Below are 14,244 nucleotides of genomic sequence, written 5' to 3'. Positions count from 1 at the left end.
CCGAAATCCACAATTCAAGCGGCTCAGTTGCCGCCGGCAAGCGTTGCCGCCTGCCCTATCCAATCATCACGACCGATCCGACCCTTGAAGCCGAGATAGTCGTCGGCCCAGGCCACCTCTTCCGCCGTCCAGCCGGCGATCTGGCCATAGGTCCAGATACCGAGACCATTCAGCACCTGCTCCAGCTTCGGGCCGATGCCCGAAATGGCCTTGAGATCGTCAGGCGTCTCAGGCCTTTCGATCGATGCAGGCTGCCTGAAATCCTCAGGCTGAAGCCCCACCGGAGCTTCTTCAAAGACAGCGGTCTCGATGACCGCCGGTTCGACCGTGGCGCCAACCGCAGGCTTCGCCTCGGCCTGCTCCAGCTTGCGCGCCAGGGTCTTGACCTCGGCGATCAGCGACGCCGTTTCATCGTCCCCGCGCCTGACGACCTTCGTACCCGTGGGCGCGAAGCTCGCCACGTCGCCGGCATAGTCGGCAAAGGGCGACAGCAGGCGTTGCGCGACTTCCGATGCGCCCGACACGGCTCCCATCCAGACGCCCATGGCGTGACTGGCGAGACCAACGCCGAGAGCCGAAGCAGCGGCGAAACCTGCGGCGGGATGCACCATGAGGTTCGCCGATCCGGCAAACTCCTTGGGCAGCATCGCCACGAAGTCCCTGTTCATCTGCTCCAAACGTTCCATTTCAGGCACTGCATTCTTGGGAAAGGGAAATGTCGACATTGATAGCTCCTTGTCGCCTTCGCCGTTCGCCTCTGCCTCGTCGTTTCCTGTTTCGGACCTTTGGCCCGCACTTTCTGACTTAACCCTTACTCAGCCGCCACCAACACCGGCTCGCTGCGGTGCGCATTGCGCGAGAACTCGTCGATGCGCCGCTCGATTTCCGGGCGGAAGTTGCGGATCAGGCCCTGGATCGGCCATGCCGCCGCATCACCCAGCGCACAGATCGTGTGACCTTCAATCTGCTTGGTGACGTCGAGCAGCATGTCGATCTCGCGCTTGTGCGCTTCGCCGCGCACCAGGCGCTCCATGACGCGCCACATCCAGCCCGTGCCTTCGCGGCACGGCGTGCACTGACCGCAGCTCTCATGCTTGAAGAAGTAGCTGAGACGCGCGATCGCCTTCACGACATCGGTCGACTTGTCCATGACGATCACGGCAGCCGTGCCGAAGGACGACTTGCGCTCGCGCAGGCCGTCGAAATCCATCGGGCAGTCGATGATGTCCTCGGCCTTGACCAATGGGCAGGACGCGCCGCCAGGAATGACGGCAAGCAAATTGTCCCAGCCGCCGCGGATGCCGCCACCGTGCTTTTCGACCAGCTCGCGGAAGCTGATGCCCATGGCCTCTTCGACCGTGCAGGGTGTGTTGACGTGACCGACCAGCATGAACAGCTTGGTGCCGACATTGTTCGGGCGGCCGATGCCGGAGAACCAGGCCGCACCACGGCGCAGGATGGTCGGCGCGACGGCGATCGACTCGACGTTGTTGACCGTCGTCGGGCAACCATAGAGGCCGACATTTGCCGGGAACGGCGGCTTCAGGCGCGGCTGGCCCTTCTTGCCCTCGAGGCTTTCCAGCAGCGCGGTTTCTTCGCCACAGATATAGGCGCCGGCACCGTGATGGACATAGATCTCGAAGTCGTAGCCGTTCTTGTTGTTCTTGCCGATCAGCTTGGCGTCATAGGCCTCGTCGATGGCGCGCTGCAGCGCTTCGCGCTCGCGGATGAACTCGCCGCGGACGTAGATATAGGCGGCAACCGCCCCCATGGCGTAACCGGCAAGCAGGCAGCCCTCGACCAGCGTGTGCGGGTCATGGCGCAGGATGTCGCGGTCCTTGCAGGTGCCCGGCTCGGATTCGTCAGCGTTGACGACGAGGTAGGACGGACGGCCATCCGGGTTGCTCTTGGGCATGAACGACCACTTGAGACCCGTCGGGAAGCCGGCGCCGCCGCGGCCGCGCAGGCCAGACGCCTTCATCTCGTTGATGATCCACTCGCGGCCCTTCTCGATGATGCCGGCGGTGCCATCCCAGGCGCCACGCGACATCGCGCCGGCCAGCGACTGGTCGAAGCGGCCGTAGATGTTGGTGAAGATGCGATCCTTGTCTTCAAGCATGCTCTTGCTCCTCAGACCGGCTTCTTGCCGAAGACGCGGACGTATTCGGCCACACCGCCCTTGGCGAGCGCCTTGGCCTGCTTGACCCAGTCGTCACGCTCGATGCGGCCCTTGAAATTCAGGTAACCGTCGACCCAATCGCGCTCGGCCTTCTTCCAGGAAGCGACCTGGCCGAAGGTGAAGATACCGAGCTCGTGCAACGTGCCCTCGATCTTCGGGCCGACACCCGAGATCAGCTTGAGGTCGTCGACGGCAGCCGGCTTGGCGATGCCGGCCGGACGGTTCTTGTCTTCGAGCGACGGCTTGGCCGCAGCTGCTGCCTTGGGCGCTGCAACACTTGCTGCCTTCTCGGCTGCGGGTGCTGCCTTGACCTTCGACGGCGACTTGACGGCCGGGCTGGTCTCGATCGCGTCGGTCTTCGGCTTGGCGGCGTTCGACGGCGGAACGGCCGTTCCGACGGCGGCGGCCTTGGCGGCCTTTGCCGCGGCCTTGGCAGCCTTGTCGCGGGTCGTCTTGAGCACGCCCTTCTCGTCGGCCAGCGAGGTCAAGCCTGTCAGCGGGGCGGAAAACACGCGGCCGGTCTGCGGTCCGGTCTTGACCTGCGCGCCCTTGCCAGCCTCGAACTGGTCGATGATCTCGCCTAGGCGTTCCGGCGTCAGGTCCTCGTAGGTGTCCTTGAAGATCATGACCATCGGTGCGTTGACGCAGGCGCCAAGGCACTCGACTTCCTCCCACGACAGTGTTCCCGCCTCGTTGGTGTGGAACTGGTCGTGATGGATCTTCGAGCGGCAGACGTCCATCAGCTCTTCCGAGCCGCGCAACATGCAGGGCGTGGTGCCGCAGACCTGGATGTGGGCGCGCGTGCCGACCGGCTTGAGCTGGAACTGCGTGTAGAAGGTCGCGACTTCGAGCGCACGGATATAAGGCATGGCAAGCATGTCGGCGACATGCTCGATGGCAGCCTTGGTCACCCAGCCGTCCTGCTCCTGCGCCAGCATCAGCAGCGGGATGACGGCCGACTGTTCGCGGCCCTTGGGATACTTCTTGATCCAGGTCTTGGCTTGCGCCGTGAACGCCTTGTTGAAGGCGAATGACGCTGGCTGGACGCTGGCTTCTGCGAGACGGCGAACTGACATTTAGCGGTCGACCTCACCAAACACGATGTCGAGGGAGCCGAGAACGGCCGAGATATCCGCCAGCATGTGGCCGCGGCACAGGAAATCCATGGCCTGGAGATGGGCGAAGCCCGGTGCGCGCAGCTTGCAGCGGTAAGGCTTGTTGGTGCCGTCGGAGACCAGGAAGACGCCGAATTCGCCCTTAGGCGCCTCGACGGCTGCATAAACCTCGCCAGCCGGCACACGATAGCCTTCGGTGTAGAGCTTGAAGTGATGGATCAGCGATTCCATCGAACGCTTCATCGCCTGGCGCTTCGGCGGAACCACCTTGCCGTCCACGTTTGACACGGGACCGGTCGCTTCCTTGCCGAGCAGCAGATCGACGCACTGGCGCATGATCTTCGCCGACTGGCGCATCTCTTCCATGCGGATCAGGTAGCGGTCGTAGCAGTCGCCGTTCTTGCCGATCGGAATGTCGAATTCCATCTCCGAATAGCATTCGTAGGGCTGGCTCTTGCGCAGGTCCCAGGCAGCGCCCGAACCGCGCACCATGACGCCCGAGAAACCCCAGGCCCATGCGTCGTCGAGCGACACCACGCCGATGTCGACGTTGCGCTGCTTGAAGATGCGGTTCGGCGTCAGAAGGTCGTCGAGATTCTGCACGGTCTGCAGGAACGGATCGATCCACTTGCCGATGTCTTCGACCAGCTTCTGCGGCAGGTCCTGGTGGACACCACCCGGACGGAAATAGGCCGCGTGCATGCGCGCGCCGCAGGCGCGCTCATAAAACACCATCAGCTTTTCGCGCTCTTCGAAGCCCCACAGCGGTGGGGTCAGCGCGCCGACGTCCATCGCCTGCGTGGTGACGTTGAGCAGGTGCGACAGGATGCGGCCGATCTCGGAATAGAGCACGCGGATGATCTGGCCACGCTTCGGCACTTCGAGGCCGAGCAGGCGCTCGACCGCGAGCGCAAAGGCATGCTCCTGGTTCATCGGCGCGACATAGTCGAGGCGATCGAAATAGGGCACGGCCTGCAGATAGGTCTTCTGCTCAATCAGCTTTTCAGTGCCGCGATGCAAAAGGCCGATATGCGGATCGACGCGGTCGACGACTTCGCCGTCGAGCTCGAGCACCAGCCGCAGCACGCCGTGTGCCGCCGGATGCTGCGGGCCGAAATTGATGTTGAAGTTGCGGACGGAGGTTTCAGCCATTTCGGCGCCTCAATTCGTCTTGGCTTTTTCGTCACCCGGCAGCACGTATTCGGTGCCTTCCCAGGGAGACAAAAAGTCGAAATTGCGGAATTCCTGCTTGAGCTCGACCGGCTCGTAGACGACACGCTTCTGCTCGTCGTCGTAGCGAACCTCGACGAAGCCGGTGAGCGGAAAGTCCTTGCGCAGCGGGTGACCTTCGAAACCGTAGTCGGTCAAAAGTCGACGCAGGTCGGGATGGCCCGAAAACAGGATGCCGTACATGTCATAGGCTTCGCGCTCGAACCAGTCGGCACCCGGATAGACCGAGGTGATCGACGGAACCGGCGTGTCCTCGTCGGTGGCGACCTTGACGCGGATGCGCAGGTTCTGGCGCGGCGACATCAGATGATAGACGACATCGAAACGCTTGCGACGCTGCGGGTAGTCGACACCGGCAGCATCGATGAAGGAGACGAACTGGCACTGCACATCGCTGCGCAGGAAGGTCATCACGTCGACGATGTCGGCGGCCTTCACCGTCAGCGTCAGCTCGCCATAGGCGACGACGCTTTCTTCGATGTCCGCATCGAGCTTTTCCGCAATGTACGCGGCAAGGTCGTTCAGGGCTTCACTCATCTGGGATCACCGCTCGATCGTGCCGGTGCGGCGGATCTTCTTCTGGAGAAGAAGGATGCCGTAGAGAAGTGCCTCGGCGGTCGGAGGACAGCCGGGCACATAGATGTCGACGGGCACGACGCGATCGCAGCCGCGCACCACCGAATAGGAATAGTGATAGTAGCCGCCGCCATTGGCGCACGAGCCCATCGAGATGACGTAGCGCGGTTCCGGCATCTGGTCGTAGACCTTCCGCAGCGCCGGCGCCATCTTGTTGGTCAGCGTGCCGGCGACGATCATCACGTCCGACTGGCGCGGTGAGGCGCGCGGCGCGATGCCGAAGCGCTCGGCGTCATAACGCGGCATCGAGATGTGCATCATCTCGACGGCGCAGCAGGCCAGACCAAAGGTCATCCACATCAGCGAACCGGTACGCGCCCAGGTAATCAGCGCCTCGGACGAGGTGACGAGGAAACCCTTGTCGGACAATTCGTTGTTCAGCTCGCCGAAGAAGGCGTCGTCTGAACCGATGGGCTTGCCGGTGTTCGGATCGATGATGCCTTTCGGCTTCGGCGCGATCAGGGTGCCGGAGGCGTCGTTCAATCCCATTCCAGCGCTCCCTTTTTCCATTCATAGACAAAGCCGATGGTCAGCACGGCCAGGAAGATCATCATCGACCAGAAGCCGAGCATACCGATCTCGCCGAAGGACACCGCCCACGGGAACAGGAACGCCACTTCGAGATCGAAGATGATGAACAGGATGGAGACCAGATAGAAGCGGATGTCGAACTTCATGCGGGCGTCGTCAAACGAGTTGAAGCCGCACTCATAGGCTGAAAGCTTTTCCGGATCCGGACTGCGGTAGGCCACAAGGAAAGGCGCCACGATAAGCGCAATGCCGACAATAAGCGCCACACCGATAAAAATGACGATGGGCAGGTACGAACTCAGGAGAGCGTTCATGCTGCGAATTCCGTTGGTGGCCTATCCACCCAGATTTACAGCACGGGGTCCGTTTCCGGAAGCGCGACAGATTCTCGCCGAGCCGGACGAAACGGTCGTGCTGCAATGCGGCGACGGTTAGCGCAGCCGGTCGGTCGAAGCAAGTCCAACCTTGGCCAAAACGTGGCAAAGCACGCTGCTGGCCCAAAATCCTGCGCGTGTGGCTCCCCTTTGATTTCCTTCGTTTTTTACTCAAGTTTACGCTCCTGACAAGACCGGAACCCAAGTTCTGCTAGCATTTGCAGCAAAGGTCGATTCTCGTGCCCTTGCGTCACTCCTCAAGAGACTGCGATAGCTTGCCGCAATGAAGGAAAAACTCTCACTCGCCACGGCCCGCCGCATCGCATTGGCGGCCCAGGGATTTGCCGACCCGCGCCCCACCGGCGCGATCACGCGGCGTCACCTGCAGCGCGTGCTCGACCGCACCGGCCTGCTGCAGATCGACTCGGTCAGCGCCGTCGTGCGCGCCCACTACATGCCGCTCTATTCGCGACTAGGCTCCTACCCCATGGCCCTGCTCGACGACGCCATGGCTCCAAAGAAGCGCATGCTGTTCGAATACTGGGCGCATGAAGCGTCGCTGCTGCCGCTGGAGACCTTTCCGTTGTTGCGCTGGCGCATGGCGCGGGCCGAGGACGGGATGTATGGCGGGCTTGCCAAGTTCGGCCGTGCCAACAGGCCCTATATAGAAGAGATCTTTCGCCAGGTGGTCGACCGCGGTCCGATCGCCGCTTCCGACATCGAGGGCGCCAAGGGTTCCGGCGGCTGGTGGGGCTGGAGCCAGGAAAAGCATGCCTTCGAATGGCTGTTCTGGGCCGGCCGCATCACCACCCATTCGCGGCGTGGCTTCGAACGCCTCTACGATCTGCCTGAGCGCGTGCTCCCGGCCGGCATATACGACCGTCCAGCTCCCCAGGCCGAGGATGCGCATCGCGATCTCTTGCGAATCTCCGCCCGCGCCCATGGCATCGCCACCGGCATCTGCCTGCGCGACTATTTCCGCCTGTCGCCAGCCGACATGAAAGGCCAGCTCGAAGAGCTGGTCGAGACCGGCGAACTGATTCCCGTCCGCGTCGAAGGCTGGGACCGGCAGGCCTATCTCCACGCCGATGCGCGCATTCCGCGCAAGATCCAGGCACGCGCCCTGCTTGCGCCCTTCGATCCGCTCGTCTTCGAGCGCACCCGTGCCGAGCAATTGTTCGACTTCCGCTACCGCATCGAAATCTACACCCCGGCTGAGAAGCGCCAGTACGGCTACTACGTCCTGCCCTTCCTTCTGGGCGAGCGCATCGTCGCCCGCATCGACCTGAAGGCCGACCGACCGGCGGGTATCCTGCGCGTCCACGCCGCCTATGCAGAGCCCTGTGCGCCACCGGAAACCGCAGCCGAACTTTACGAAGAACTCCAGCAGATGCGCGACTGGCTCGGCCTCGAAAGCATCGAGGTGACGCCCGCGGGCGATCTCGGACCCGGCCTGAGCGACATTGCGGGTCGCTCCGCCTCGTTGACTCCACCCCTCGCGAAAGCCTAAATCGCCCACAGACGGTCCTTCGCCCGCAACGGCGAAGGCTAAGAGGGAATGCGGTGCGCGCCGGTGGCGTCAAATCCGCGGCTGTCCCCGCAACTGTGAGCGAAGAGCCAAGCTCGAAGACCACTGGGATTTTCCCGGGAAGGCGAGCGAAGGCGACGATCCGCAAGCCAGGAGACCTGCCGTCGCAGACATTGATCCGATCGCCTGGCGGGTGCCCCGGGCAAGGAGCCTGGATTTGGATTTCGACGACAACCTTCCGGTCGCATCAGCCGACGCATCCTGCGATGCAGCCGACGCGCGCCCATGCGACGTGACCATCCTCGTCTGCTCATCCTGCCGCGACGAAACCGGGTCCGACGCCCATCCACGCGCCGGCGCCCAGCTTGCCGAGCACGCCCGCCTCGCCGCCAATGGCGAGATCGCCGTGCGCAGCGTCGAGTGCCTGGGCAACTGCAAGCGCCGCCTTAGCGCCGCCCTGATCCGCGACGGCGCGTGGAGCTACGTCTTCGGCGATCTCAACACCATGTCGGGCGACGATCTCGTCGCCGGCGCAAGACTCTTCGCCACCTCGACCGACGGCCTGATCCCCTGGCGCGGCCGTCCCGATAGCCTCAAGCGCGGCCTCGTCGCGCGCATCCCACCACTTGCTCTCATCAAGGAAGATACATGACCGCCTCCCTCGAACGCGTTCCCTGCACCGTCGTCACCGGCTTTCTCGGCGCCGGCAAGACCACGCTGCTGCGCAACATCCTCGAGAACTCCAAGGGCAAGCGCCTCGCCATCATCGTCAACGAGTTCGGCGATGTCGGCATCGACGGCGAGATTCTCAAGGGCTGCGGCGTCGATACCTGCCCGGAGGAAAACATCGTCGAACTGGCCAATGGCTGCATCTGCTGCACCGTCGCCGACGACTTTGTCCCTGCCCTCGACCAAATCCTGTCGCTTACACCGAGGGTTGACCACATCCTGATCGAGACCTCGGGCCTGGCGCTGCCCAAGCCGCTGGTCCAGGCCTTCCAGTGGCCAACGGTCAAGAGCCGCGTGACGGTCGACGGCGTCATCGCCGTGGTCGACGGTCCTGCGCTGGCCGCAGGTAAAGTTGCCTCCGACATGGAAGCGCTCGCCGCCCAGCGCAGTGCGGACGATTCGCTCGACCACGACGACCCGGTCGAGGAAGTGTTCGAGGATCAGGTCGCCTGCGCCGATCTCATCATCCTGTCCAAGAGCGACCTGCTCGACGAAGCCGGCCACGCCCGCGCCACCGCCATCGTGCGCGAGCACCTGGCACGCGCCGTCAAGATCGTGCCGTCGGCGCATGGCAAGGTCGATCCGTCGGTGCTGCTCGGCCTCGGCCTCGCCGTCGAGGACGACATCGAAAACCGCAAGACCCATCACGACGGGGCGTTCGACCACGAGCATGACGACTTCGATACCTTCGTCATCGAGATCCCGTCGATCGCCAACCCGGACGAACTGGCGAAACGCGTCGCCACCGCCGCCGAAGAAGAGAACGTGTTGCGTGTAAAGGGCTTCGTCGACGTCGGCGGCAAGCCGATGCGGCTGCTCGTGCAGGCCGTCGGACCGCGCGTCAACCACTATTATGACCGTGCCTGGACCGCAGAGGACGACCGCCGCTCGCGCCTGGTCGTGATCGGCCTCAAGGGTCTCGACCGCCCGGCCATCGAGCGTATCCTGGTCGGCTGAACCGGACAGCCGGGATGCACATCCTCACCACCACCTCCGCCTCGCTCGATGACCTGATCGAGCCTGTCGACCTCAGGCAGAAGCCTGCGGATGTGGTGGCGCTGTCCTTCACCGACAGCGATCTAGCCGGCCTCGCCGGCGCCTGGAAGGCGGATGCGGACAACTTGCCATCGATGCGGCTCGCAAGCCTGCGCGACCTCCGCCATCCGATGTCGGTCGATCTCTGGATCGACAGCGTCGCCAGCCACGCCAAGGTCATCCTTGTCCGCATTCTCGGCGGCCACGACTGGTGGCGCTACGGCTGCGACCAGCTTGCCGCGATGGCGCGCGAAAAAGGCATCGCGCTGGCGCTCTTGCCGGGCGAAAGCCACGACGAGGATCTCAGGCTGATCGAGGCCTCGACCCTGCCGCGCACCGAACTCGACACTCTGCTCGGCTATTTCCGCGAGGGCGGCCCGGAGAACATGAAGGCGCTGGTGGCGCGGCTGGCCGGACTGGCGGGTGGCAAGAATGCCATGGCGGCACCCGTCGCAGTGCCGAAGGCGGGTTTTTATGATCCGGCGCGGGGCATCGTCTGTGATTTAGAAGCCTCTTTTGCCGGATGGACCAGCGCCTCTGCGCAGATGTCCTGCAGGACAGAGGGGGGTGCGCAGGATCACGCCATCTCCAGCTCTCCTGCCATCCCCATCCTCTTCTACCGTTCGATGCTGCTCGCCGCCGACGTCGCCCCTATCGACGCGTTGGTCGAGGCACTGAGAGCACAGGGCCTCCGCCCCGTCCCGATTTTCGTCTCAAGCCTCAAGGATAAGGCCTCCCTAGCATTCGTCGAAGCAGCCCTGGACCAGCTCGCGCCCACGGCAATCATCACCGCAACCGCCTTCGCCGCCGGCGCCGAACCGGGCACGGAAACGCTGTTCGACCGCGCCCGCGTGCCGGTGTTCCAGGTCATCGTCGCCACCACCCGCCGCGAGGCCTGGGAAGGCAGCCCGCGCGGCCTTGCGCCCGCCGATCTTGCCATGCATGTGGTGATGCCCGAGCTCGACGGTCGCATCCTCGCCGGCGCCATCTCGTTCAAGGCGGAGAGCGAAGTCGACCCAGCCCTCGGTTTCCGCGCCTTCGCCAACCGGCCCGAGTCCGATCGCGTCGAGCAGGTCGCCCGACGCATCGCCGCCCACCTCAGGCTGCGCCAGACACCGCCCGAAAAGCGCAAGCTGGCGATTCTCGTCCCCGACTATCCCAGCGCCCCCGGTCGCACTGGCTATGCCGTCGGCCTCGACGTGCCATCAAGCGTGCTCGCCATGCTGCACGACCTCAAGGAGGCCGGCTACACAGTTGAATCGATTCCGCAATCGCCGCGCGCATTGCTCGACCTGATCGAGGCTGGCGGGCAAGGGCTGGCGCTCGAAGACTATCTCACGCTTGCCGAAGATCTGCCTGAGGAGGCGAGGAAAGCTGTCGAAGCGGCGTGGGGCTATCCCGAAGCGGAGGCTACAGGCGGAAGTGCGCGCTCTACGTTGCCCCACTTCGCCTTCCGCGCCGCCACCTTCGGCAACGTCACCGTCGCCCTCGCCCCTGACCGCGGCCGTTCGGCCGATCGCCGCGTCGACTATCACGACCCGACGCTGCCGCCGCGCCACGCGCTGCTCGCCTTCGGCCTCTGGCTGCAGAAGTCGCTCGGCATCCACGCCATCGTCCATGTCGGCGCCCATGGCACGCTCGAATGGCTGCCCGGCAAGGCGGTGGCACTGAGCCGGAATTGCTTTCCCGAAATCGTCATCGGCTCCCTGCCGGTGGTCTATCCCTTCATCGTCTCCAATCCCGGCGAGGCGGCTCAGGCCAAGCGTCGCATCGCAGCGATCACGCTTGGCCACCTGCCGCCGCCGCTCGCCGCTGCCGGCCTGGACGAACACCAGCAGAAGCTCGAGCGCCTGGTCGACGAATACGCCCAGGCAGACGGCCTCGACCGTCGTCGCCGCGACCGCCTGGCCAAGCTCATCGTCGAAACGGCGTCGCAGACCGGCCTTGCTGCCGAGGCCGGCGTCGCCGGGACCGACGCGCCCGACGAAGCGCTGCGCCGCATCGACGCCTGGCTCTGCGACCTCAAGGATTTCGCCATCAAGGACGGCCTGCATATCTATGGCCGCGCCGAAGAGAACGGGCCGGACTCAGCGCGCCTTGCCAGCGCAGAAGCCGAGCGGAAAAACCTGATCGCCGCGCTCGACGGCCGCCATATCAAAGCCGGCCCAGCAGGCGCTCCGGCACGTGGCCGCACCGACGTCCTGCCGACGGGGCGCAACCTGTTCACGTCAGACCCGCGCACAATGCCGACGCCGACGGCCTTCGACCTCGGCAAGGCAGCCAGCGACGAGGTCATGCGCAGCTACCTGCAGAGCCATGGCGAATGGCCGCGTGCGCTCGTCATCGACCTGTGGGGCAGCGCTTCCTTGCGCACCGGCGGTGAGGAGATCGCCCAGGGCCTGGCGCTGATGGGCTGTCGGCCGCAATGGGACGCCGCCACCGGTCGCGTCACCGGCATCGAGGTGCTGCCGCCGGCAGCGATCGGCCGCCCGCGCGTCGATGTCACCTGGCGTATATCAGGCCTGTTTCGCGACATGTTCCCAACCCAGATCGCGCTCATCGACGCCGCCGCGCGCGCCGTTGCCACCCGCGACGAAGACGACCACGACAACCCGCTCGCCGCCAGCACGCGCGCCGCGGGCAAGGTCGAGCCACGCATCTTCGGTTCCTCCCCCGGCACCTATGGGGCGGGCCTCGAGGACCTGCTTTCCAGCGGTGACTGGCAGGCGCGCGAGGACCTCGGCCGCGCATATCTCCATGCTGCCTCCCACGCCTACGGGGGCAGCGACGGCGAAGGCGTTTCCGCGCCGGGCGCCTTTGCCGACCGCATCGCCGGGGCCGATCTGCTTGTGCACACCGGCGACGACCCCGGCCGCGACATTCTCGAAGGCTCCGCCGACGTCGCCTTCATCGGCGGCTTCGCAGCAGCGGTCGCTGCCCTCGGCAGGCACGCGGACGTCATCGTGCTCGACACCTCGGATCCGCAGAAGCCGCGGCCGCGCTCGGTCACTGAGGCTGTCGGCCGCGTCGTCAGGGCACGCGCCACCAATGCCCGCTTCATTGCCGGCCAGATGCGCCATGGCCCGCGCGGCGCTTCCGAATTCGCCGAGACGGTCGACAGGCTGATCGGTTTTGCCGAGACCACCAACGCCATCCCGGCCGCGCTGATCGAGGCCGTCCACGACGCCTATGTCGGCAACGAGGACGTGCGCGACTTCATGCTGCGCGAAAACCCGGCGGCAGCAAAATTCATCGCCGAGCGTTTTGCCACCGCCCGTCGGCGCGGCTTGTGGCACCCGCTGCGCAACTCCGTCGACGACGATCTGGCTGCCCTCATCGCCGAGGCTGAAGCGCGCGAGGTTGCGGCATGACCGGCTTTTCCCGCCGCGGCGCTTGTCCGGCCCTTTCGGCCCCGATGTCGACCGGCGACGGCCTGTTGGTGCGGCTCAACCCGCTTGCTGGAGAAATCGCGCCCAACGTCTTGATCGGACTCTGTGAATCCGCCGCGCGGCATGGCAACGGCATCGTCGAGGTGACTGCGCGTGGCAGCATCCAGATCAGGGGGCTGACGGCGGAGAGCGCGCGTCTGCTGGCCGAAGAAGTCGATGCGCTCGGCATCGCGGTGCGCACCGGCGTGCCGGTCGACACCAGCCCGCTCGCCGGCATGGACCCGAAGGAGACTGCCGATCCGACACCGCTGGCGGCGGCGATCCGGACAGCCATAGCCGAGGTCGACCTTGCTACGCGGCTCGGCCCGAAGGTGTCCGTCGTCGTCGATGGGCGTGGCCAGATCGGGCTCGGCGCAATCATCGGCGACGTCCGACTGGTGGCAAAGGATGCCGAGCGCTGGCGCTTGTCGGTTGCTGGCGACGAGAGTTCGGCGCGTTTGGTCGGTGAAGTCGATGCCGACGCCGCATGCGCGGTCACGCTCGACATTCTCCAGGCAATTGCGGCACTCGGCCGGCAAGGCCGCGCGCGTGACCTTGGCCCGGAGATCATAAGAGCTGTCGTTGAAGCATATGAAACGTCTCGCTCCTTCACGCCCCCCTCTGTTCTGCCTGACATCTCCCCCACGGGTAGGAAGATTGGCAGCTCCGCCGGTAGCGCTGATCATGCAGCGTCGTCGATGGGCGGAGGCGGCGATGGCAGCCTGATCTCCCCCTTTGCGGGGGAGATGTCCGGCAGGACAGAGGGGGGTGGGAAGGATCGCTACCCAACTGACTCAAGAACTGAGCACTCCGCCGCAACCGATTCATCGCCCATCGGAATCCTCCCGCTCACAGGCGCCCGGATCGCCCTCGGCATCGCCCTGCCCTTCGGCAGCATCGAGGCCTCGACTCTGGCCAGATTCTGCCAGGCGGCGACAGCCGCGGGCGCCACCGGCATTCGCCCGGCGCCCGGCCGGACCCTGCTCGTCATGGGCCTCGACCGCTCCGCCGCCGCCACGCTCACCACCACCGCCCAATCCCTCAGCCTTGTCACCTCGCCCGCCGATCCCCGCATCCGCATCGCCGCCTGCCCCGGCGCGCCGGCCTGCGCTTCGGGCATGATCGCCGCGCGCGACGTCGCCGCCGAAATTGCCCACGAGATCGGCGAAAGCCTCGACCCGACGCTGTCGCTGCATGTCTCCGGCTGCGCCAAGGGCTGCGCCCATCCGGGACCGGCCACGCTCACCATCGTTGGTGACGAAAAGGGTGCTGTATTTGTCGTCGGCGGAACGGCGAAGGGCCTTCCGGCCGCCTACACCGCAGGATATGAAGCCGCGCGCGGCATGGGCCGCCTCACGAAATTGCTCGCCCAAGAGCGCAAGCCGGACGAAAATGCCGCCGCCTGCCTCGCACGGTTGGGCGCAAAGCGCCTCGCGCAAGCTCTGGCACAGGAATGAAC

At 65.2% G+C, this 14,244-nt stretch carries 12 protein-coding genes and 1 riboswitch; of the genes, 5 read left to right on the top strand and 7 right to left on the bottom strand.

The window, feature by feature from the left end:
• Positions 1–23 precede the first annotated feature (23 nt).
• The 7 genes from HNQ95_RS02515 to HNQ95_RS02485 all read right to left on the bottom strand — a co-directional run bounded on the left by HNQ95_RS02515 (position 24) and on the right by HNQ95_RS02485 (position 6,005).
• On the bottom strand, positions 24–725 hold the full coding sequence (locus HNQ95_RS02515) for a helix-hairpin-helix domain-containing protein (protein WP_246340548.1): 702 nt from the start codon (positions 723–725) through the stop codon (positions 24–26).
• An 86-nt stretch (positions 726–811) separates the two neighbouring features.
• Positions 812–2,119 carry an NADH-quinone oxidoreductase subunit NuoF gene (nuoF, locus tag HNQ95_RS02510; protein ID WP_182573473.1) on the bottom strand — a complete coding sequence of 436 codons (1,308 nt, stop codon included), beginning with the start codon at positions 2,117–2,119 and terminating at the stop codon, positions 812–814.
• A gap of 11 nt (positions 2,120–2,130) precedes the next feature.
• Complete coding sequence (locus tag HNQ95_RS02505) at positions 2,131–3,255, bottom strand: NADH-quinone oxidoreductase subunit E (RefSeq protein WP_182573474.1); 1,125 nt, start codon at positions 3,253–3,255, stop codon at positions 2,131–2,133.
• On the bottom strand, positions 3,256–4,446 hold the full coding sequence (locus tag HNQ95_RS02500; protein ID WP_067960709.1) for an NADH-quinone oxidoreductase subunit D: 1,191 nt from the start codon (positions 4,444–4,446) through the stop codon (positions 3,256–3,258).
• Positions 4,447–4,455: 9 nt separating this feature from the next.
• On the bottom strand, positions 4,456–5,061 hold the full coding sequence (locus HNQ95_RS02495) for an NADH-quinone oxidoreductase subunit C (RefSeq protein ID WP_067960706.1): 606 nt from the start codon (positions 5,059–5,061) through the stop codon (positions 4,456–4,458).
• Positions 5,062–5,067: 6 nt separating this feature from the next.
• On the bottom strand, positions 5,068–5,649 hold the full coding sequence (locus HNQ95_RS02490; RefSeq protein ID WP_067960703.1) for a NuoB/complex I 20 kDa subunit family protein: 582 nt from the start codon (positions 5,647–5,649) through the stop codon (positions 5,068–5,070).
• Complete coding sequence (locus HNQ95_RS02485; protein WP_067960700.1) at positions 5,640–6,005, bottom strand: NADH-quinone oxidoreductase subunit A; 366 nt, start codon at positions 6,003–6,005, stop codon at positions 5,640–5,642. The genes HNQ95_RS02490 and HNQ95_RS02485 overlap by 10 nt, the downstream gene beginning before the upstream one ends.
• Before the next feature lie 343 nt (positions 6,006–6,348).
• Between HNQ95_RS02485 and HNQ95_RS02480 the strand changes: the two genes are divergently transcribed.
• The 5 genes from HNQ95_RS02480 to cobG all read left to right on the top strand — a co-directional run bounded on the left by HNQ95_RS02480 (position 6,349) and on the right by cobG (position 14,242).
• Positions 6,349–7,575 (top strand): winged helix-turn-helix domain-containing protein, encoded by a 1,227-nt coding sequence (locus HNQ95_RS02480; RefSeq protein ID WP_182573475.1) that lies wholly within the window; start codon positions 6,349–6,351, stop codon positions 7,573–7,575.
• A riboswitch (cobalamin riboswitch) is annotated at positions 7,571–7,773 on the top strand. Its footprint overlaps the gene before it by 5 nt.
• 37 nt (positions 7,774–7,810) lie before the next feature.
• On the top strand, positions 7,811–8,245 hold the full coding sequence (locus HNQ95_RS02475; protein WP_067966355.1) for a DUF1636 family protein: 435 nt from the start codon (positions 7,811–7,813) through the stop codon (positions 8,243–8,245).
• The gene (cobW, locus tag HNQ95_RS02470) at positions 8,242–9,279 is read left to right on the top strand and encodes a cobalamin biosynthesis protein CobW (protein ID WP_067960695.1); all 1,038 of its coding nucleotides are present in this window, start codon (positions 8,242–8,244) and stop codon (positions 9,277–9,279) included. Before HNQ95_RS02475 ends, cobW begins: the two co-directional genes overlap by 4 nt.
• 14 nt (positions 9,280–9,293) lie before the next feature.
• On the top strand, positions 9,294–12,728 hold the full coding sequence (gene cobN / locus HNQ95_RS02465; protein WP_182573476.1) for a cobaltochelatase subunit CobN: 3,435 nt from the start codon (positions 9,294–9,296) through the stop codon (positions 12,726–12,728).
• Positions 12,725–14,242: a precorrin-3B synthase gene (gene cobG, locus HNQ95_RS02460; protein ID WP_182573477.1), complete on the top strand. Its 1,518-nt coding sequence runs from the start codon at positions 12,725–12,727 to the stop codon at positions 14,240–14,242. Before cobN ends, cobG begins: the two co-directional genes overlap by 4 nt.
• Positions 14,243–14,244 lie beyond the last annotated feature (2 nt).

Origin of the sequence: Aminobacter ciceronei, assembly GCF_014138625.1 — a bacterium.
In the GTDB taxonomy this organism is placed as follows: Bacteria; Pseudomonadota; Alphaproteobacteria; order Rhizobiales; family Rhizobiaceae; genus Aminobacter; species Aminobacter ciceronei.
This window is presented reverse-complemented; position numbering and strand designations above follow the sequence as displayed.

What these genes read in the sequence shown, in the direction of transcription:
- HNQ95_RS02485 (WP_067960700.1), bottom strand. Translation starts at nt 6,005, where the DNA reads ATGAACGCTCTCCTGAGTTCGTACCTGCCCATCGTCATTTTTATCGGT.
- HNQ95_RS02515 (WP_246340548.1), bottom strand. Translation starts at nt 725, where the DNA reads ATGTCGACATTTCCCTTTCCCAAGAATGCAGTGCCTGAAATGGAACGT.
- cobG (WP_182573477.1), top strand. Translation starts at nt 12,725, where the DNA reads ATGACCGGCTTTTCCCGCCGCGGCGCTTGTCCGGCCCTTTCGGCCCCG.
- HNQ95_RS02480 (WP_182573475.1), top strand. Translation starts at nt 6,349, where the DNA reads ATGAAGGAAAAACTCTCACTCGCCACGGCCCGCCGCATCGCATTGGCG.
- HNQ95_RS02500 (WP_067960709.1), bottom strand. Translation starts at nt 4,446, where the DNA reads ATGGCTGAAACCTCCGTCCGCAACTTCAACATCAATTTCGGCCCGCAG.
- HNQ95_RS02505 (WP_182573474.1), bottom strand. Translation starts at nt 3,255, where the DNA reads ATGTCAGTTCGCCGTCTCGCAGAAGCCAGCGTCCAGCCAGCGTCATTC.
- cobW (WP_067960695.1), top strand. Translation starts at nt 8,242, where the DNA reads ATGACCGCCTCCCTCGAACGCGTTCCCTGCACCGTCGTCACCGGCTTT.
- nuoF (WP_182573473.1), bottom strand. Translation starts at nt 2,119, where the DNA reads ATGCTTGAAGACAAGGATCGCATCTTCACCAACATCTACGGCCGCTTC.
- cobN (WP_182573476.1), top strand. Translation starts at nt 9,294, where the DNA reads ATGCACATCCTCACCACCACCTCCGCCTCGCTCGATGACCTGATCGAG.
- HNQ95_RS02490 (WP_067960703.1), bottom strand. Translation starts at nt 5,649, where the DNA reads ATGGGATTGAACGACGCCTCCGGCACCCTGATCGCGCCGAAGCCGAAA.
- HNQ95_RS02495 (WP_067960706.1), bottom strand. Translation starts at nt 5,061, where the DNA reads ATGAGTGAAGCCCTGAACGACCTTGCCGCGTACATTGCGGAAAAGCTC.